Raw genomic sequence first — 17,956 nt, 5'->3', positions numbered from 1 at the left:
TCCGAAAGTGCAGCCTAGTCGCCGGATCCGGCTTCACCAACCCGGAGGGGACCCGCCCGCGTGTTCCCGTACGCGCTACCCAGCAAGAATCACTAGGCTGACGGGGTGCCTTTCGGAAGCGATCCTTTCCAAAGCTGAATCCGGCACGCCTAATCCAGGCATGATCTTCCCCCAGCACGATCTGCCCTACAGAAAGAGGTCGAGTGTGACTGTCAACGACCAGGACCCGTACTCCATGGACAACTCGGACGCCGATCCGGCCGAGACATCCGAATGGTCGCAATCCCTCGACGCGCTTGTCGCCGCCAACGGCCCCGGCCGGGCGCGCGAGATCATGCTGAGCCTGCTCAAGCGCTCCAAGGAACTGCACCTCAACGTTCCGATGGTGCCCACCACGGACTACATCAACACCATCGCCTCGGCCAACGAGCCTGAGTTCCCCGGCGATGAAGACATCGAGCGCCGCTACCGAGCATGGATCCGCTGGAACGCCGCCGTGCTCGTGCACCGCGCCCAGCGTCCCGGCATCGCCGTCGGTGGCCACATCTCGACCTACGCGTCGTCCGCCGCCCTCTACGAGACCGGCTTCAACCACTTCTTCCGCGGCCAGGACCACGCCGGCGGCGGAGACCAGATCTTCATCCAGGGCCACGCCTCCCCCGGCACCTACGCCCGCGCCTTCCTGGAGGGCCGCCTCAGCGCCAACCAGTTGGACGGGTTCCGCCAGGAGAAGTCGCACGCCCCCGACGGCATCTCGTCGTACCCGCACCCGCGCCTCATGCCGGAGTTCTGGCAGTTCCCGACGGTGTCGATGGGCCTGGGCCCGATCAACGCGATCTACCAGGCGCAGCTGAACCGCTACCTGACCAACCGCGGCATCAAGGACGCCAGCGACCAGCAGGTCTGGGCGTTCCTCGGTGACGGCGAGATGGATGAGGTCGAAAGCCGCGGCCAGCTCCAGGTCGCCGCCAACGAGGGACTCGACAACCTCAACTTCATCGTCAACTGCAACCTGCAGCGCCTCGACGGCCCTGTGCGCGGTAACGGCAAGATCATCCAGGAGCTGGAGAGCTTCTTCCGCGGCGCCGGCTGGAACGTCATCAAGGTGGTCTGGGGCCGCGAGTGGGACGACCTGCTCGCCCGCGACACCGACGGTGCGCTGCTGAACCTGATGAACGTCACCACCGACGGCGACTACCAGACCTACAAGGCCGAGAGCGGCGCCTACGTGCGCGAGAACTTCTTCGGTCGCGACCCGCGCGCGCTCAAGCTCGTCGAGGGCTACTCCGACGACGAGGTCTGGAACCTCAAGCGCGGTGGCCACGACTACCGCAAGGTCTACGCGGCATTCAAGGCCGCCTCGGAGCACAAGGGCCAGCCCACCGTCATCCTCGCGAAGACCGTCAAGGGTTACGGCCTCGGCCCGAGCTTCGAGGGTCGCAACGCCACGCACCAGATGAAGAAGATGACGCTGGACAACCTCAAGACGTTCCGCGACAGCATGCACGTGCCGATCACGGATGCGCAGCTCGAGGCGAACCCGTACCAGCCGCCGTACTACACCCCCGGTGAGAACGACGAGGCGATCCAGTACATGCACGAGCGCCGCCGCGCGCTCGGCGGGTACCTGCCGGAACGCCGGAGCAAGTACACCCAGATCAACCTGCCGGACGACGCGACCTACGCCGTGACCAAGAAGGGCTCCGGCACGCAGGAGATCGCCACGACCATGGCGTTCGTCCGGCTGCTCAAGGAGCTGCTGCGCTCGAAGGACTTCGGCCACCGCATCGTACCGATCATCCCCGACGAAGCCCGCACCTTCGGCATCGACGCGTTCTTCCCGAACGCGAAGATCTACAACCCCAACGGCCAGCACTACACCTCGGTGGACCACGCTCAGCTGCTCGCCTACAAGGAGAGCCCGCAGGGCCAGATCATCCACGTCGGCATCAACGAGGCCGGCGCCCTCGCCGCGTTCACCAACGTCGGAACGTCCTACGCCACCCAGGGCGAACCGCTCATCCCGGTGTACGTGTTCTACTCGATGTTCGGCTTCCAGCGCACCGGCGACGCCATGTGGGCCGCCGGCGACCAGATGACCCGTGGATTCATGATCGGCGCCACCGCCGGCCGCACCACCCTCACCGGTGAAGGCCTGCAGCACGCCGACGGCCACTCGCCGCTGCTCGCGTCGACCAACCCGGCCGTGGTGTCGTACGACCCCGCATTCGGCTACGAGATCGGCCACATCGTGCGCTCCGGCCTGGAGCGGATGTACGGCGGGACGCACACCGACCCGAACGTCATGTACTACATCACCGTGTACAACGAGCCGCAGGTCCAGCCCGTCGAACCGGCCGGTGTCGACGTCGACGGCATCATCCGCGGCATCCACCGCGTCTCCGAGTCCACGCAGGACGGCCCCAAGGCCCAGCTGCTGGCCTCGGGCGTGTCGGTGCCGTGGGCGCTCGAAGCGCAGGCCCTGCTCGCCGCGGACTGGGGGGTGTCGGCCGATGTCTGGTCCGTCACGTCCTGGTCGGAGCTCCGCAGGGATGGCCTCGCTGCGGAGGAGCACAACTTCCTCTACCCGAACGAGGAGCCGCGCACCGCGTACGTCACGGACAAGCTCGCCGACACGGCCGGCCCGTTCGTTGCGGTGTCCGACTTCATGCACGCCGTACCCGACCAGATCCGGCAGTTCGTGCCCGGCGACTTCGCGACGCTCGGCGCCGACGACTTCGGCTTCTCCGATACCCGTCCGGCCGCACGCCGGTTCTTCAAGATCGACAGCCCGTCGATCGTGGTGCGCACCCTGCAGCAGCTGGCTAACAGCGGTGAACTCGACCGCAGCGTCATCCAGCAGGCGATCGACAAGTACAGCCTGCACGACGTCTCCGCCGGCAACACCGGCTCGGCCGGTGGCGAGAGCTAACCGCCCCCGTGGCAGCGGCGCCGAAGACTAAGGAACAAACCCTCACCTGGTTGCGCACGATTTCAGGTGAGTTGTCCACGGCGACGCTGAAACGACTCGAGGACACGCTGCCCTGGTATGGCGATATGCCACCAGGGCGGCGGTCCGCCGTCGGCCTGGTCGCCCAGGCCGGCATCACCTCGTTCATCTCCTGGTACGACGACCCGCGCTCCACCCCGTGGATCGCCGCCGACGTGTTCGGCGCCGCCCCGCGCGAACTCCTGCGCTCGGTCAGCCTGCAGCAGACGTTGCAGCTGATCCGGGTCACGGTCGAGGTCGTCGAGGAACGCGTCAAGGACGGCTCGGAGACCCTCCGGGAAGCGATCCTGCTGTACTCCCGCGAGATCGCGTTCGGCGCCGCGGATGTCTACGCCCGCGCCGCAGAGGCCCGCGGCCTTTGGGACGCCCGGCTCGAAGCCCTGGTGGTCGACTCCATCCTCAGCGGCGAGTACGACGACGAACTGCCCAGCCGGATCGCGGCGCTCGGCTGGCACGGCCACGGCGAGGTCTGCGTCCTCGTCGGCACCACCCCGAAGATGCTCGACGTCGACCAGCTGCGCCGCTCGGCCCGGCACATGACCGCTGACGTGCTCATCGGAGTGCAGGGCAACCGGCTGGTGCTCGTGATCGGCCGCGCGCACCCGATCACCGCTGACACCGAGGACTCCGCCGGCGCGCCGCCCCTCAGCTTCATGGACATCGCCCTCCAGCTGGAGCCGAGCTTCGGCCCCGGCCACCTGGTGCTCGGCCACGAGGTGCCCAACCTGGTGGACGCGTCCAAGAGCGCCAAGGCCGCGCTGGCCGGGTTCGCGGTCGCGAGGTCGTGGCGGAACGCGCCGCGACCGGTCGCGGCCGACGACCTGCTGCCCGAGCGTGCCCTCGCCGGCGACCCGCTGGCCCGTGCCACCCTCATCCACCGCATCTACCGCCCGTTGCAGGCGCACTCCACCGAACTGCTCACCACGCTGTGGTGTTACCTCGACAACGGGCGTTCCCTGGAGGCCACCGCGCGCGAGCTGTTCGTGCACCCCAACACCGTGCGCTACCGGCTCAAGCGGGTGTCCGAGGTCATCGGCTACGACGCCACCGGCGCCAGGGAGGCGCTGATCCTGCAGGCCGCCCTGATCATCGGTTCGATCAGCGACCACGACGGATCCAGCCGCCGCCGCTGACACCGCAACCGGCGCCGCAGCACACCGGTCTTGCGCATTCGCACAAACGGTTCGCCGATACTCGGTAGATTGTCCACACACGCAGCCTTCGGGCAAGTTGGGAGACTTAGGAAATGCTTGTTGTCGTCTGTCCCGGTCAGGGTTCCCAAACACCCGGATTCCTCGAACCCTGGTTGGCCGACCCGGCCTACGCCGAACAACTGCGCGCGATGTCGGAACAGTCCGGGACCGACCTCGTCTCGGCAGGCACCGTCGGTGACGCCGACACCATCCGCGACACCGCCATCGCTCAACCGCTCATCGTCGCCGCCGGTGTGCTGGCCCTCGGCGCCCTGTTCGCCGACGGCCGTCGCGCCGCCATCGGCGGCATCGCCGGCCACTCCGTCGGCGAGATCACGGCCGCCGCCGGAGCCGGAGTGCTCACGAGCGCCGACGCCCTCACCCTGGTGGGGGAACGCGGTCGTGCCATGAAGGCCGCCGCTGCCGCCCTGCCTACCGGCATGAGCGCCGTCCTCGGCGGTGACGAGGCCGAACTGCTCGCCAGGCTCACCGAACTCGGGCTGGAGCCGGCCAACTTCAACGGCGGCGGTCAGATCGTCGTCGCCGGCGAACTGCCCGCGCTTGCCGCCCTCGCCGCCGAACCGCCCGCCAAGGCCCGGGTCATCCCGTTGCAGGTCGCCGGCGCCTTCCACACCCGGCACATGCGGCCCGCCGTGCAGCACCTGGCCGAGATCGCCGGCGGACTCTCTCCCCTCGATCCCACCCTCCGGCTGTGGACGAACCGGGACGGCAGCCAGGTAACCGACGGGTCCGCTTTCCTCGACCTGCTCGTCGGCCAGGTCTCCTCGCCGGTACGGTGGGACCTGTGCATGCAGGCGTTCAGCGACGCCGGGGTCACCGGAATCATCGAGGTCGCCCCCGCCGGCGCCCTGGTCGGACTGGCCAAACGAGCCCTCAGGGGTATCCCGACCGTGGCCATCAAGACCCCGGACGACCTGCCCGCTGCATACGATCTGATCGACCAACAGGCCTGAATCAGCCAGAATCGCCACCGGAAGAGACGAATGACACAGCCACACCTCCTGCAGTCGCAGGGCGCCCAGTACACGCGCATCCTCGCCGTCGGCGCCGCCCGCGGTGACCTCGTCGTGCCCAACGACGACTTGGTCGGACCGATCGACTCCTCCGACGAGTGGATCCAGCAGCGCACCGGCATCATCACCCGCACCCGGGCCAGCAAGGATGTTGACGCCGTCGACCTGGCCACCGCCGCGGCGCTCGAGGCCATCGCGAAGAGCGGCATCGACGCGTCCCAGATCGACGCGATCATCATCGCCACGATCAGCAACGGCCGCCAGACCCCGTCGATGGCCGCCGTCGTGGCCGAACGCATCGGCGCCGTCCCCGCCGCCGCCTTCGACCTGAACGCCGCCTGCGCCGGCTACGCCTACGGGGTGGCCCAGGCGGATGCCCTGATCCGCTCAGGCGCCGCGCACTACGCCCTGGTCATCGGCGCTGAGAAGCTCTCCGACATGGTCGACGGCACCGACCGCAGCATCTCCTTCCTGCTCGGCGACGGCGCCGGCGCCGTGGTCATCGGCCCGAGCGAGTTCCCGGGCATCTCGGCCTCGGTCTGGGGCTCGGACGGGCGCCCGGATGCCGTCGGCATGAACGGCACCCTGCAGGAGTACCGCCGCGGCGAGAAGGAATGGCCGACCCTCCGCCAGGAAGGCCAGACCGTCTTCCGCTGGGCCGTCTGGGACATGGCGAAGATCGCCAAGCAGACCCTCGCCGCCGCCGGCATCACCGCCGACCAGCTGGCCGCCTTCATCCCGCACCAGGCCAACATGCGTATCGTCGACGAGTTCGCCAAGCAGCTCAAGCTGCCGGAATCCGTCGTGATCGCCCGCGACATCGCCACGACAGGAAACACCTCTGCCGCGTCGATCCCCCTCGCCACCCACCGCCTGCTCGAGGAACACCCCGAGCTCAGCGGCGGTCTCGCCCTCCAGATCGGCTTCGGAGCCGGCCTGGTTTACGGCGCGCAAGTAGTTGTGCTGCCGTAGCAACCCCCTGTCCCTCTAAACTGAGTCTCGGTCAAACGAGACACCCCCCAAGGAGAAACAACATGGCATTGTCCACCGAAGAAGTTCTTGCCGGCCTGGCCGAGCTCATCAACGACGAGACGGGCATCGCAACCGACACGGTTGAGCTGGACAAGTCGTTCACCGACGACCTGGACATCGATTCCATCTCGATGATGACCATCGTCGTCAACGCTGAAGAGAAGTTCGACGTCAAGATCCCGGACGAAGAGGTCAAGAACCTCAAGACCGTCGGCGACGCCGTCGAGTTCATCGTCAAGGCCCAGGACTAGGTCCACGCCCGAACGGGCCGGCCGGCACCAGCCGGTCGGCCCGTTCTTCAGGGACGCTCCATCCGGGGTTTCCACCTCGCTTCGCGCACGTTCTCACGGAGAGTCGTTGTTATGACCAAAAAAATCGTCGTCACCGGACTGGGTGCCACCTCCCCGCTCGGCGGCACCGCCACAGACACCTGGAACGCCCTCCTCGCCGGCGAGTCCGGCGCATCCACCCTCGACTACGAGTGGGTCGAGCGCACGCAGCTCCCCATCACCTTCGCCGCCCAGGCGCGGGTACGCCCGAGCGAGATCCTCGCCAGGCACGAGACCAAGAGGCTCGACCCCTCGAGCCAGTTCGCCCTGATCGCCGGCCGTGAGGCCTGGGCCGACGCCGGCATGCCGGAGGTCGAACCCGAACGCCTCGCCGTGGACTGGGCCACCGGCATCGGCGGCGTCTGGACGCTGCTCGACGCCTGGGACACCCTGCGCGAGCGCGGCCCCCGACGGGTGCTGCCCATGACGGTGCCGATGCTGATGCCGAACGGTCCGGGAGCGGCCATCGGAATGGACCTGCACGCCCGCGCCGGCATCACCACGGTCGTCTCGGCGTGCGCGTCAAGCACCGAGTCGCTCGTGAACGCCTACAACCGACTGCAGGCCGGCCTGGCCGACGTCGTCATCGCCGGGGGCTCAGAGGCCGCCATCCACCCGCTGCCGATCGCCTCGTTCGCTGCCATGCAGGCGCTCTCCAAGCGTAACGACGACCCCGCGACGGCCTCACGCCCCTACGACATCACCCGCGACGGCTTCGTGCTCGGTGAGGGCGCGGCCGCCCTCGTCGTCGAAACCGAGGAGCACGCGCTCGCCCGCGGTGCCCACATCTACGCCGAGCTGCTCGGCGGTTCGATCACCAGCGACGCGTACCACATCACCGCCCCGGACCCGGAGGGCTCCGCAGCGGCGCGGGCCATGATCGAGTCGATCCGCAACGCGGGCGCCGACCTGTCCGAGGTCTCGCACATCAACGCGCACGCCACCAGCACCCCGGTCGGCGACATTGCCGAGTACAACGCCCTCCGGCGCGTCTTCGGTGACCTGCTCGACGGCATCCCGGTCTCGGCCACCAAGGCGTCCACCGGACACCTGCTCGGTGGAGCGGGCGCGATCGAGGCCCTGTTCACGGTCAAGGCCCTCTCCGAGCGGATGCTGCCGCCGACCATCAACCTGACGGAGCAGGACCCGGCGATCCCGCTGGATGTCGTCACCTCCCCGCGCGCAGCGGGTGCCGGGGACTTGCTGGCGATCAGCAACTCCTTCGGCTTCGGCGGGCACAACGCCGTCGTCGCGTTCCGCTCGGTCTGACCGTTCGGCTGACCGGCCCCGCCAGGGCCGGTCAGCCCACCCGGTGCAGCCAGACGACGCTGGTGAAGTCGCCGGCGTGCCGGAACACCTCGAGCTCATCGTCCCAGGCCTGCCCGAGAGCCGCACCGAGTTCCCGGCCCAGCAGTGTCGAATCCGTGCCGGCCGCCTCGATGGCCGCGCGCACCCGGTCCTCCGGCAGCACGACGTTGCCCGCCGTGTCGGTTTGCGCAAAGTGGATCCCGAGGGCGGGCGTGTGCAGCCAGCGGCCGCCGTCCCGCCCGGGGCCCGGGTCTTCGGTCACCTCGAAGCGCAAGTGGTCCCAGCCCAGCAGTGCCGAGGTGAGCGCCGCCCCGGTGCCGGCCGGGCCCTCCCAGAAGAACTCGGCGCGCTGCGCGCCCGCGAGGACCGGCTGCTCGCTCCAGTCGAAGCTGACCGGCTCGCCAATGGTCCGGCTGGCCGCCCATTCCACGTGCGGGCAGAGGGCACGCGGCGACGAGTGCACATACAAAACGCCCCGTGCTGCCGGTGCCAGACGAGTGTGGGGTGCCGTCATCGTGTTCTCCGTTCCCTGATTGTTGTTCGAGGTGCGTCTTCCCCAACGTTCTCGACGTACAACAATCCGGAAATCCGAAAGAACTCATTTCCAGCGGAGCGGTATTAGCTCAGATTATGCCCCATCGACCCGGGAATTCACAATGAGCGCGGTGCCACCGGGCGGCGCGGGTGGTCCCGGTTGGTGAAGCGGCGGCGGATTATGTATATTCGGTATATCTTTCCGAGTGGCCGCGGTCGCCGTCAGCAGGCAGGCACGACGCCCCGGACCGACTCCTCGGAGGCCCCGTGTCAGTGCGCAGCTCACTCCTGGCGATCCTGACGATGGGCCCCGCCTACGGCTTCCAGCTGCACGGCGAGCTCGACGCCCGCACGGCCGGCCGGCGCAGCGTGAACGTCGGCCAGATCTACAGCACCCTGGAGCGTCTCGTCGCCCAGGGCGCGGTCGAGTCGGCCGGCAGCACCCCAGACGGCCTGCCGCTGTACCGCCTCACCGCCCCCGGCCGGGCCGAGGCCGTGGCCTGGCTGCACGACACCACCAGCGCTCCCGGAGACGACTGGAACGAGATGCTGGAGCGGGTGCTGATCGCCTCGTCCCTGCCCCACGTGGACGTCACCCGGATCATCGACGGCTACCGGGCCGCGTGGGCGGCCCGGTCCTCCGCCGCCGTTTTCGCCCTGGCCGACGCGGCTGCCGCGGGCGGCCAGGCCGGGTTGGGCCGGGCCGCCGATCACGCCCAGGCGCAGGCCGCCCTCGCCTGGCTCGACACGGTCGACGGCCTCGTGCGGCTCCCGGCCGGTACCACGGCCGGTGAGCATCCCTACCACCGGGAGCTGAGCCTGGAGCGACCCAAGCGCGGACGTCGCCCAGCCCTCGCCCCGACGGCCTGACCCACGCCGACGGCCGGCCCGGCCTCGTACCTCGCGTTACTTCGCGTCCGCGTAGCTGTCCACGATCACACAGGTGAGCGGGAAATCGACCGGGAAGGCGCCGAAGAGCAGCCGGCCGGCCGTGCCGGCGGCAGCGGTGACGATCTCGGCGACCCGGTCCGCCAGCGCGGCCGGTGTGTGCACGATGACCTCGTCGTGCAGGAAGAAGACGAGGTGCGGCGCGGTGGCGAACGGGTTCGGCGCCGGCTCCCCCGCCGGGCCGCGGTCGCCGTTGGTCTCGCCGCTGCCGCTCGCGCCGTGTAGCTCCCACAGTCCCTTGCGAATTTCCGCCATCCAGCACAGTGCCCATTCGGCGGCGCTGCCCTGCACGATGAAGTTGCGGGTGAACCGGCCCCAGTCGCGGGCCTGGCTGCGGGCACGCCGTTCGTCACCGATGGTGGCTCCCGCCTCCGTCGCCCGTCCCTGGTCGTCCTGCCAGGCGGCACCAGGGCGGGGAGATGAGCGGCCCAAGCGGGTGCTCACCACGTCGCCGCGTTCCCCGGCCCTCGCCGCGGACTCGGTCAGGGCGAGGGCCCGCGGGTAGGCGCGCGCCAGCCGTGGCAGCAAGCGTCCACTCTCCCCCGACGTGGCGCCGTACATGGCTCCGAGCATGGCCACCTTCGCGTGCGCCCGGGTCTCCACCACCCCGCTGGCCACGATGCCGGCGTAGAGGTCGGTGCCGCGACCGGCGGTCGCCATGGCCGAGTCGCCCGACAGCGCCGCCAGGATCCGCGGTTCCAGCTGCGCGGCATCCGCCACGACGAAGGTCCAGCCGGGGTCGGCGACCACGGCACCGCGCACCTGCCGGGGCAGCTGCAGGGCACCGCCGCCCCTGGTCGCCCACCGTCCGGTGACCACGCCGCCGGGCAGGTACTCGGGGTGGAAGCGGTCATTGATGATCCAGCTCTCCATCCAGAACCAGCCGTTGTTGCTCAGGAGCCTGGCCAGCTTCTTGTACCGCAGCAGCGGCTCGATCACGGGGTGCTCGATCTTCTCGAGCTCCCACGCCCGCGTCGATGCCGTCGCCACACCGGCCCGGTTGAGGGCCCGCAGCAGATCCGGCGGGGAGTCCGGGTTGACGCTCTGGTCGCCCAGCGCCGTGCGGATGTGGGCGGCCAACTCCTCGAGCCGCTGCGGCCGCAGGCCGGCCGCCACCCGGGTGCCGAGTTCGGCCGTGAGCAGCTTGTCGTGGATGGCGCTCCGCCAGGGCAGGCCGGCGAACTGCATCTCGGCCGCGATGAGCGCCCCCACCGACTCCGCTGCCAATAGCAGGCGCAGCCGGCCGGGTTCGGCGCTGGAGGTCACGGCGTCCAACTGGGCGCCGAACTCCGCCAGGTCGTCGTCTTCCCCGCTGGGCTCCCCCATGCGGGAGTCGCCGGGGTCCAGGTCGAACAGGGTCGCTCCGGTCACCGGCGCCGCCACGACGACCGGCGCGGACGCATCCCAGCCGCTGGCCGGCGCGTTCGCCAGGGCGCTGCCGGCGGTCGCCTCCGACAGGCGCAGGATGGCGTGGCAGAGCCGCAGGTCGTGGGCGCGCCTGACCCGCACGCCGCCGGCCAGCAGCACGGGGTACAGCGCTGCCGTGTCGGGGAACACCCACCGCGGCATCGACCGCTCGGCCTCCCCGGCGAACGCCCTGAACTCTGCCTCGGACAACAGCCTGTCCACCCCGTCCGGTGCCCCCCGGTCATCGAGCTGCCTGACCCGCAGCAGCTCAGACCCCGCCCGGGCCACCAGAATATACACAGGTCAAGTCTCCCGCAGGTTGGACCGCGACCCGGCCTACGCTGTCGGGAAGATGGCGACAGGCACAGGGATGTGCACGACCTGGGTGGTGTACACACCACCACCCGCCGCCGCCTCACTCGAGATCGTCATCGCGAAGTCGAGCACTACGCCGTAGGTGTCCGGGCTCAGCTGGCCGATCTGATTGGATTCGAGCTGGAAGCCGCCCTTGGGCGAGGTGATGAGCAGGCCCTTGTCGGAACGGAGCGCCTCCGGGTCGAGGGTGACCAGCAACGGGTCGGTGTCGAGCACGAACGGGGACACGCTGGCACCGCTGGTGGTCGACGTCGTGGCCGTCACGGCGATGTTGGACATGTAGACGTGTCGCTTGGTCTCGAAAGGCGCCTCGGCGGGCACGGCGCCGTCATAGACGTTGATGACGAAGGAGAACAGCTTGTCGCCATCCGTGGTCCACTCGTGGGTCTTCTGCTCCGTCCACATGTCCAGTTCCAGCTCCAGCTGGGGGCCGATCGTGAGGGTGGGGTGGATCGATCCCATGTCGCTGAACACCGAGTCGAAGACGAGCGCCGACGTAGTGCTCGGTGCTGGAGTGGCCACGGAGACATTCTGCTGCACCGTGCCCGTACCCAGCAGGGGCGAGAAGGTGCTGCAGCCGCCGAGACCGAGGGCCAGGGCGGTGAAACCACCGATGAGCACGGCGCGGGACGCGCGCTGACGAGGAATTGACCATCCGGGCATGGCAGTGACTTTCGGAACGTGGGTGTGCAGGGTTACTTAGTAGGGTGGACGGGACTTGAACCCGTGACCGTGCGGTTATGAGCCGCGTGCTCTAACCAGCTGAGCTACCACCCCGTGCCCCACCATCGTACTGGGCGTACGGGCGGAGTCAGTCGCAGGCGGAGTCAGTCGCGGGCGGGCGTGGCGTCCATGACCGGCGGGTGTGTTTCGGCAGCGGCCGGTGCTCCGGCGGCCGGATCGATCGACTCCCCGCGGTACAACCGCTCGAACGTCGTCAGGGTGCGCTTGATGTCGTGTGCCTCGATCAGTCTGAGCGACTCCCGCTTGAGGGCTTCGAGGGCCTCGGGCGGCAGGGTGAGCACCCGGGTGATCTTGTCGGCGAGGTCCTGTGCGTTCCCCGGTTCGAACAGGTACCCGTTCTGACCGTCGTGCACCAGGTGCGGCAGGGCCATGGCGTTCGCCGCGACGACCGGCAACCCTGAGGCCATCGCTTCCATCGTCGCGATGCTCTGCAGCTCCGCGATCGACGGCATCGCGAACAGGGTGGCCCTGGCGTAGGCGGCGCGCAGTTCCTCATCGGTGACGTAGCCGGTGAAGGTGAACCGGCCGCTCATGCCGAGTGATTCGACGAGTTGTTCCAGGTTACGACGCTGGTCACCGCCGCCCACGATCTCGACCTGGGCGTCGAGGTTCGCATCCAGCAGCGCGACGGCCTGGACGAGCACGTCGATCTGCTTCTCGCCCGTGACCCGGCCGACGAAGAGGATGCGGTTCTCGGTGCGCGGCGCGAAGCTCGGCGAATAGTTGTCGGCGTCGATGCCGCAGGAGATGGCCTGGACACCGCTGAGCCCGGTGTATTTCTCGAGGAACTCGGCCGCGCGCCTGGTCGGCGTCGTGACGGCTTCCGCACGGGCGAAGGTGTGCTCGGCGTCCTTCCACAGCGCCCTGACGAGCTGGTCCTGGAAACCCTTGGGGACGAGCGAGAACTGGAGCATGTTCTCCGGCATGAAGTGATTGGTGCCGACAATGCGGATCCCGCGCTTCTGCGCCTCGATCGCGACCCCGCGGCCAACGACGATGTGGGACTGGAAGTGCACGACATCGGGCTGGAAGGAATCGAGGATGGCGCGGCTCTGCCGGCGAACGATCCACGGCAGGGCGAAGCGCAGCCAGTCGTGCGGGCGCCAGCGCCAGCTGTGCAGGCGGTGCACGGTCATGGATTCACCCTCGTGCACCTCCGTCCAGGTGCCGTGCTTCCGGGTGGGCGCCGGGGCCATGATCTGCACGACGTGGCCTCGGCCGACGAGGCCGGCAGCGAGTCGCTCAGCGAACCGGGCGGCACCGTTCACGTCCGGCGCAAAGGTGTCTGCGGCGATCAGGACGCGGATCGGTTTCGACGCGACCGGGGCGACCCGGTCGGACGATGTGCCCGGTGAATCAGATGAAGCGCTCAAGTGGCGTTTTCCCTACGTAGATGGGCCGGGGATGGTCATCCGGCACGAAGTCTGGGTGTGGACGGAACTCGCCGTCGAGGTCTATGTGCACCCTATTCTAAACCGGCGGCGCCACGGCAGCCCCCAGACGCGGCCGGTGAACGGAAACCGCGGGTCAGCTCTGGGATTGCGGATGGTACTTCGACAGCACGAACACGCCCCAGATCGCGACGGCCCCGGCGACGGCGAAGAGCGCGGCGGCCCAGATCGGGGCCTGGGACGCCTCGCCGAGAACGATGATGCCGATGCCCACTGCGATCAGCGGGTCGATCACGGTCAGGCCGGCGATCACGAGGTCCGGCGGGCCGGACGAATACGCGTTCTGCACGAAGTAAGCCCCGGATGCGGCCGCGAGCAGCAGCCCGAGGACGCAGACCAGGGTGAGCCACTCGAAGTTGCCGTTCTGGGTGCGGTTGATGATGACCTTGGCCAGGGTGGCCACGAATCCATACAGCACGCCGGCGCCGATGATGTAGAAGATCGCCTTGAACCGGGTGCGGAGCATGACGAACGCGGCGGCGAAGGCCAGGAGCACGACGCCGAGGACGATGAGGATGGTGACGAGGTTCGCATCGGTGACGGGCTTGTCGACGGCCGTGAAGGCTGCGACGGTGACGAAAAGCCCTACCCCGCCGACGCACATCACGATCGCGATGACCGACCCCCGGTTGAGCTTCACCCGGCTCACCCTGGCGTTCAGGACGGCGGTGATCACCAGGGCGACCGCTCCGAGCGGCTGCACCACAATGAGCGGGGCGAAGGCCAGGCTGGTGAGCTGAAAGACGATGGCCAGGCCCAGCATCAGGGTGCCGAACACCCAGGACGGCCGCGAGAGCAGCAGCAGGAGCTGCTTGGTGTTCAGGCCCCCGGTGACTTCCACGGTGGACGCTTCGACCTTGGTCACACCACGGTGCTGGAATTGTGCGCCCAGCGAGAGGAACACCGCCCCGATCAGCGCGAGCGGAATTCCAATTGCCTGGCGCGGGTCGATCGCGATCTCCACAGCCAGGTCGGTCAGGTCGGGACTCACCCATCGAGACTATCGAGATTTAGCCGATATCCTTGCCGAATGGCCGTGCGACCGATAGTAATTTCAGGTGAACCCGTCCTGCACTCCCCCGCCAGGGAGGTCGTCGTGTTCGACGATGCCCTGCGGACACTGGTGCAGGACATGTACGAGACGATGGATGCCGCCCCCGGCGTCGGTCTCGCCGGCCCCCAGGTGGGTGTCGGGCTGCGATTGTTCACGTTCAGCTACATGGACGACGACGAGGTGGAAACCAGGGGTGTGGCCATCAACCCGCAGCTGTGGATCACGCCGGTGCCTGCGGCGGAGGCCGACGAGGATGAGGACGTCGAGGGCTGCCTGTCCTTCCCCGGTGAACGCTTCCCGCTGCAACGGTCCGGCTCGGCGATCCTGCGGGCGGTGGACCTCGACCAGAACCCGTTCGAGATCCACGCCGACGGGTGGCTGGCGCGCATCTTCCAGCACGAGTTCGACCACCTCGACGGCACCCTGTACGTGGACCGGCTCGAGCACTACTACGCGAAGATTGCCGCAAAGGTCAGCCGCAAGCGCGGCTGGGGCGTTCCCGGCCTGACCTGGCTGCCCGGGGTCGACGACCTCGAGGGGTGACGGCGACTAGCGCGACAGGTCGACGCCGTGCACGCCGTTGTGGAAGCGCAGTGACGGGAAGACCGCCGACACCGAGAATCCCACCCCTGGGACCGTTCCGGCGTTGAAGATTCCGCCGAAGAGCGCGGCGCGGTCGCGCATCTGGCTGATGCCGGCGCCCGAGATACTCTCGCTCAGTGCCCGGAGGTCGTCGTCGATGGTGTACGCGGTCCTGGCGGCGAAGTCGTTCGCGCTGGAGGCGTCCCGGCGGGCGGCGGCGCGGATGCCGTCGTCGTCGATGAGCAGCTGCAGGCCGTCCTGGGTCCAGGTGAACGTCACCCGTGCCTGCGTGCCCGCTCCGCCGTGCTTGAGCGAGTTGGCGAGGGAGGCCTGCAGGATCCGGTAGATCGCGAGTTCGGCGCCGGGCTTGAGCGGGAAACGGTCGCCGGACTCGGTGACGTCGACGGCGAGGCCGGCGTCACGCATGACCCCGAAGAGACTCTGGGCCGACTGCACCCCTGGCTGCACAGCCTGGACGGATTCGCCCTCCCTGGCGATCGTCAACACCCGCCGCAGGTCGGCCAGGGTGACCCTGCCGTCCTCCACCAGGCCCGTAGCGGCCCGCACGGCCGTTGACGGGTCGCTCTCGGCGGCGTAGCGCGCCCCTTCCGCCCGGGTGATCAGGCGGGCCAGGGAGAGTACGGCGATGTCCTGCAGTTCGCGGATGATCGCCAGCCGGCCGTTCTGTTCAGCGAGGGCGAGTTCGAGGTCGATGCGCACCCGTTCGGCCGCGGACCGGTCCAAGCGGTTCCGCCGGCTTCTGGCCGCGGCCAGGAGCCAGAGCACCAGGAAGACGACGGTGAGCACGGCCAGGACGGCGCTGAGGTTCTGCCAGGGGAACACAGGCCCACCTTTCGGTACTTTCGTTCAATCCACACTAGCGGGCACAAAAAAGGCCACCGGGGGTGGAGCCCCTAGTGGCCTTTTCGCTCCCCGACTTGGACTCGAACCAAGAACCTGCGCATTAACAGTGCGCTGCTCTGCCAATTGAGCTATCGAGGAATGCGTGCTCAGCGTGTTGTGCGTTGCTTGAACAGCGTTGCTACTTTACCAAAAGATCGGCGTGCGCCAAATCCGACGGTTCCGTCAGTAGCCGGCGGCGGGGTCGACGACCCCGACGAACGGTGATTTTCCAAGGAATGCGGCCACGTTCAGGCGAATTCGCTCGGCCAGCAGGGGCGCTGTCATCTCGGGCGTGTCGGCCATGTGCGGGGTGATCAGGCAACGCGGCTCGCTCCACAGCGGGTGCGAGTCCGGGAGCGGCTCGGGGTCGGTCACGTCCAGGGCGGCCCCGGCCAACGAGCCGCCGGCCAACGCCGCGACCAGCGCGTCGGTGTCGATGAGCGGACCCCTGGCGATGTTCACCAGGTAGGCCGTGCGCTTCATCAGCGCCAGCTCGGCGGTGCCGAGCAGGTGCCGGGTGCCACCGGTCAGCGCCGCGGCAAGCACCACCACATCCGCCAGCGGGAGCTCGTCGCCCAATCTGTCGGCCGTGACCGTGCGCTGGGCGCCGGGGACGGCCTCGGCGCTCTGACGCACGACCACGATGGCGGTGCCGAAGGGTTCCAGCAGCCGGATGAGCTCCCGGGCGATGCCGCCGGCGCCGACGATGAGGACGGTGCGGCCGTAGAGGGATTCGCCGGCCGGTTCGGCGTTCCAGGAGGTGGCCCTGGCGCGCTGGGGCAGCAGCCGCATCGACGCCAGCAGCAGGGCCAGGGCGTGCTCGGCCACGGGTTGGGCGTACGCGCCCTTGGCGCTGGTCACGATGAGATCGTCCCGCCCGTGCCGGGCCAGCACCCCGCTGAACGCGTCTACGCCGGCCCAGGGCAGCTGGAGCCAGCCGACCTGGGGGTTCTGCTCCAGGACGTCGCCAAGCTCCGCTGCGCGGGCGTAGGAGAGCCAGATGACGCCCCTGGTGGCATCGGAGAGGGGCGCCACCACTCCCCCGGCCTGTTCGACGGCCGCGGTGAATTGCGGCGCATCCATCGGCAGGATGGCGATCGGGCCAGGCGCCGGGCGCCAAGCGTGCGGGTCCCGCTCCGGTTCCCCGGCGAGGACCGCCTGGTGCTGGCCGACCACGGTCACGACTCCGGCGCCGGGTCGATGGCGCCGGCTAGTGGCTCCGGCTCTCCCGTGCCGAGGGCCAGCGCCTGGGCGAGTTCGGCGACGTAGGGGTGCCACGGGTTGTCGAACACCTCCGCGATGCTGCCGAGGCCCACCAGCACGCCCTCGTGCATCACCCCGATGCGGTCGGCGACGCGCTCGAGCACGGCAAGGTCGTTGCTGATCAGCACGGCGGAGAAGGCTCGCTCGCGCTGCAGTTCGCCGATCAGGTCGATGACGTCGTCCCGCACCAGCGCGTCCACCCCTGCGGTGGGTTCGTCGGCGATCAGCAGGGACGGCCCGAAGACGAGTGCCCTGGCCAGGGCGACACGCTGGCGTTGGCCGCTGCTGAGCTCGTAGGGGTATTTGCCGAGCAGGGACAGCGGCAGCCTGACCGCGTCGACCATTGTGGCGACGGCGGTGTCCAGGGCGTGCCGGTTGTACCGCCGGTCGCGCTCGAGCACCGGTTCGGCGACGATGTCGGCCACGGTGAGGCTGGCCGGCAGGGTCGCCGCCGCATCCTGGCTGAGCATCCCCACCCCGAAGGTGAGCCTGGCGAGTTTCCGGCGGCTGATCCGGCGGAGCGGATACCCCTGGACGCTCGCCTGCCCGCCCGTGATCTGCGCGCGCACGTCGCCGTGGCCGCTGCCCGCGTCGGCGCCGGAGAGCACCCTGGCCAGGGTGCTCTTGCCTGAGCCGCTCTCGCCGAGGAGGCCGAGGACCTCACCGCGGCCCAGCGTGAGGGTGAATCCACGCACCGCGACGAACGCGGAACTGGCTCCGTGCGCCGGGTATTCGATGGTCAGGTCGCTGGCAACGATCGGATACGGCTCAGGTTCGTCGCGTCTCATG

General features: G+C 69.0%; 16 protein-coding genes and 2 tRNA genes. 8 read left to right on the top strand and 10 right to left on the bottom strand.

The features are described from left to right. Positions 1 to 205: 205 nt before the first annotated feature. From aceE to ACU5E9_RS02330, 6 genes are all read left to right on the top strand, one after another. Positions 206 to 2,932: a pyruvate dehydrogenase (acetyl-transferring), homodimeric type gene (gene aceE / locus ACU5E9_RS02355; RefSeq protein WP_456812047.1), complete on the top strand. Its 2,727-nt coding sequence runs from the start codon at positions 206 to 208 to the stop codon at positions 2,930 to 2,932. 50 nt (positions 2,933 to 2,982) lie between these two features. Next, positions 2,983 to 4,143 (top strand): PucR family transcriptional regulator, encoded by a 1,161-nt coding sequence (locus tag ACU5E9_RS02350; RefSeq protein WP_456812046.1) that lies wholly within the window; start codon positions 2,983 to 2,985, stop codon positions 4,141 to 4,143. A gap of 113 nt (positions 4,144 to 4,256) precedes the next feature. Then, entirely contained in the window at positions 4,257 to 5,177 is a 921-nt protein-coding gene (locus ACU5E9_RS02345) for an ACP S-malonyltransferase (RefSeq protein ID WP_456812045.1), read from the top strand. A gap of 30 nt (positions 5,178 to 5,207) precedes the next feature. After that, positions 5,208 to 6,209, top strand: a complete 1,002-nt coding sequence (locus ACU5E9_RS02340) for a beta-ketoacyl-ACP synthase III (protein WP_456812044.1) — start codon at positions 5,208 to 5,210, stop codon at positions 6,207 to 6,209. A 62-nt stretch (positions 6,210 to 6,271) separates the two neighbouring features. Continuing rightward, entirely contained in the window at positions 6,272 to 6,520 is a 249-nt protein-coding gene (locus ACU5E9_RS02335) for an acyl carrier protein (protein WP_022883990.1), read from the top strand. A gap of 111 nt (positions 6,521 to 6,631) precedes the next feature. Beyond that, a complete protein-coding gene (locus tag ACU5E9_RS02330; protein ID WP_456812043.1) occupies positions 6,632 to 7,867 on the top strand; it encodes a beta-ketoacyl-[acyl-carrier-protein] synthase family protein in 1,236 nt (411 codons plus the stop codon). A gap of 31 nt (positions 7,868 to 7,898) precedes the next feature. Here the strand turns inward: ACU5E9_RS02330 and ACU5E9_RS02325 are convergent, their stop codons facing one another. Continuing rightward, positions 7,899 to 8,420: a DUF3145 domain-containing protein gene (locus ACU5E9_RS02325; protein WP_456812042.1), complete on the bottom strand. Its 522-nt coding sequence runs from the start codon at positions 8,418 to 8,420 to the stop codon at positions 7,899 to 7,901. 287 nt (positions 8,421 to 8,707) lie between these two features. Here ACU5E9_RS02325 and ACU5E9_RS02320 point away from each other — a divergent pair, with 287 nt between their 5' ends. Then, positions 8,708 to 9,310, top strand: a complete 603-nt coding sequence (locus ACU5E9_RS02320; protein WP_456812041.1) for a PadR family transcriptional regulator — start codon at positions 8,708 to 8,710, stop codon at positions 9,308 to 9,310. A gap of 36 nt (positions 9,311 to 9,346) precedes the next feature. Here ACU5E9_RS02320 and ACU5E9_RS02315 read toward each other — a convergent pair whose 3' ends face one another. The 5 genes from ACU5E9_RS02315 to ACU5E9_RS02295 form a co-directional block, all read right to left on the bottom strand. Beyond that, positions 9,347 to 11,095: a bifunctional 3'-5' exonuclease/DNA polymerase gene (locus ACU5E9_RS02315; protein WP_456812040.1), complete on the bottom strand. Its 1,749-nt coding sequence runs from the start codon at positions 11,093 to 11,095 to the stop codon at positions 9,347 to 9,349. A gap of 36 nt (positions 11,096 to 11,131) precedes the next feature. Next, positions 11,132 to 11,833 (bottom strand): hypothetical protein, encoded by a 702-nt coding sequence (locus ACU5E9_RS02310; protein ID WP_456812039.1) that lies wholly within the window; start codon positions 11,831 to 11,833, stop codon positions 11,132 to 11,134. Between the two features lie 40 nt (positions 11,834 to 11,873). Further along, positions 11,874 to 11,947: transfer RNA gene (locus ACU5E9_RS02305), tRNA-Ile, on the bottom strand. Between the two features lie 50 nt (positions 11,948 to 11,997). Further along, positions 11,998 to 13,287 (bottom strand): glycosyltransferase, encoded by a 1,290-nt coding sequence (locus ACU5E9_RS02300; RefSeq protein WP_456812038.1) that lies wholly within the window; start codon positions 13,285 to 13,287, stop codon positions 11,998 to 12,000. Between the two features lie 154 nt (positions 13,288 to 13,441). Then, on the bottom strand, positions 13,442 to 14,356 hold the full coding sequence (locus tag ACU5E9_RS02295; RefSeq protein WP_456812037.1) for a DMT family transporter: 915 nt from the start codon (positions 14,354 to 14,356) through the stop codon (positions 13,442 to 13,444). Positions 14,357 to 14,395: 39 nt separating this feature from the next. Between ACU5E9_RS02295 and def the strand changes: the two genes are divergently transcribed. Further along, positions 14,396 to 14,962, top strand: coding sequence for a peptide deformylase (gene def, locus ACU5E9_RS02290; RefSeq protein ID WP_456812036.1), 567 nt, complete (start codon positions 14,396 to 14,398; stop codon positions 14,960 to 14,962). Between the two features lie 6 nt (positions 14,963 to 14,968). On the opposite strand, the gene ACU5E9_RS02285 is transcribed toward def, so the two are convergent. The 4 genes from ACU5E9_RS02285 to ACU5E9_RS02270 form a co-directional block, all read right to left on the bottom strand. Next, a complete protein-coding gene (locus tag ACU5E9_RS02285) occupies positions 14,969 to 15,844 on the bottom strand; it encodes a sensor histidine kinase (protein WP_456812035.1) in 876 nt (291 codons plus the stop codon). Between the two features lie 86 nt (positions 15,845 to 15,930). Beyond that, positions 15,931 to 16,003, bottom strand: a tRNA-Asn gene (locus ACU5E9_RS02280). Positions 16,004 to 16,087: 84 nt separating this feature from the next. Then, complete coding sequence (locus tag ACU5E9_RS02275) at positions 16,088 to 17,086, bottom strand: D-isomer specific 2-hydroxyacid dehydrogenase family protein (protein WP_456812034.1); 999 nt, start codon at positions 17,084 to 17,086, stop codon at positions 16,088 to 16,090. Then, positions 17,083 to 17,955, bottom strand: coding sequence for an ATP-binding cassette domain-containing protein (locus ACU5E9_RS02270; protein ID WP_456812033.1), 873 nt, complete (start codon positions 17,953 to 17,955; stop codon positions 17,083 to 17,085). The genes ACU5E9_RS02275 and ACU5E9_RS02270 overlap by 4 nt, the downstream gene beginning before the upstream one ends. Position 17,956 lies beyond the last annotated feature (1 nt).

The sequence above is a fragment of the Cryobacterium sp. AP23 genome (assembly GCF_054075385.1).
The sequence above is the reverse complement of the archived record's forward strand: the minus strand, read 5'-3'. Positions and strand labels throughout refer to the sequence as shown.

What these genes read in the sequence shown, in the direction of transcription:
- ACU5E9_RS02335 (WP_022883990.1), top strand. Translation starts at nt 6,272, where the DNA reads ATGGCATTGTCCACCGAAGAAGTTCTTGCCGGCCTGGCCGAGCTCATC.
- ACU5E9_RS02340 (WP_456812044.1), top strand. Translation starts at nt 5,208, where the DNA reads ATGACACAGCCACACCTCCTGCAGTCGCAGGGCGCCCAGTACACGCGC.
- def (WP_456812036.1), top strand. Translation starts at nt 14,396, where the DNA reads ATGGCCGTGCGACCGATAGTAATTTCAGGTGAACCCGTCCTGCACTCC.
- ACU5E9_RS02270 (WP_456812033.1), bottom strand. Translation starts at nt 17,955, where the DNA reads ATGAGACGCGACGAACCTGAGCCGTATCCGATCGTTGCCAGCGACCTG.
- ACU5E9_RS02330 (WP_456812043.1), top strand. Translation starts at nt 6,632, where the DNA reads ATGACCAAAAAAATCGTCGTCACCGGACTGGGTGCCACCTCCCCGCTC.
- ACU5E9_RS02310 (WP_456812039.1), bottom strand. Translation starts at nt 11,833, where the DNA reads ATGCCCGGATGGTCAATTCCTCGTCAGCGCGCGTCCCGCGCCGTGCTC.
- ACU5E9_RS02345 (WP_456812045.1), top strand. Translation starts at nt 4,257, where the DNA reads ATGCTTGTTGTCGTCTGTCCCGGTCAGGGTTCCCAAACACCCGGATTC.
- ACU5E9_RS02325 (WP_456812042.1), bottom strand. Translation starts at nt 8,420, where the DNA reads ATGACGGCACCCCACACTCGTCTGGCACCGGCAGCACGGGGCGTTTTG.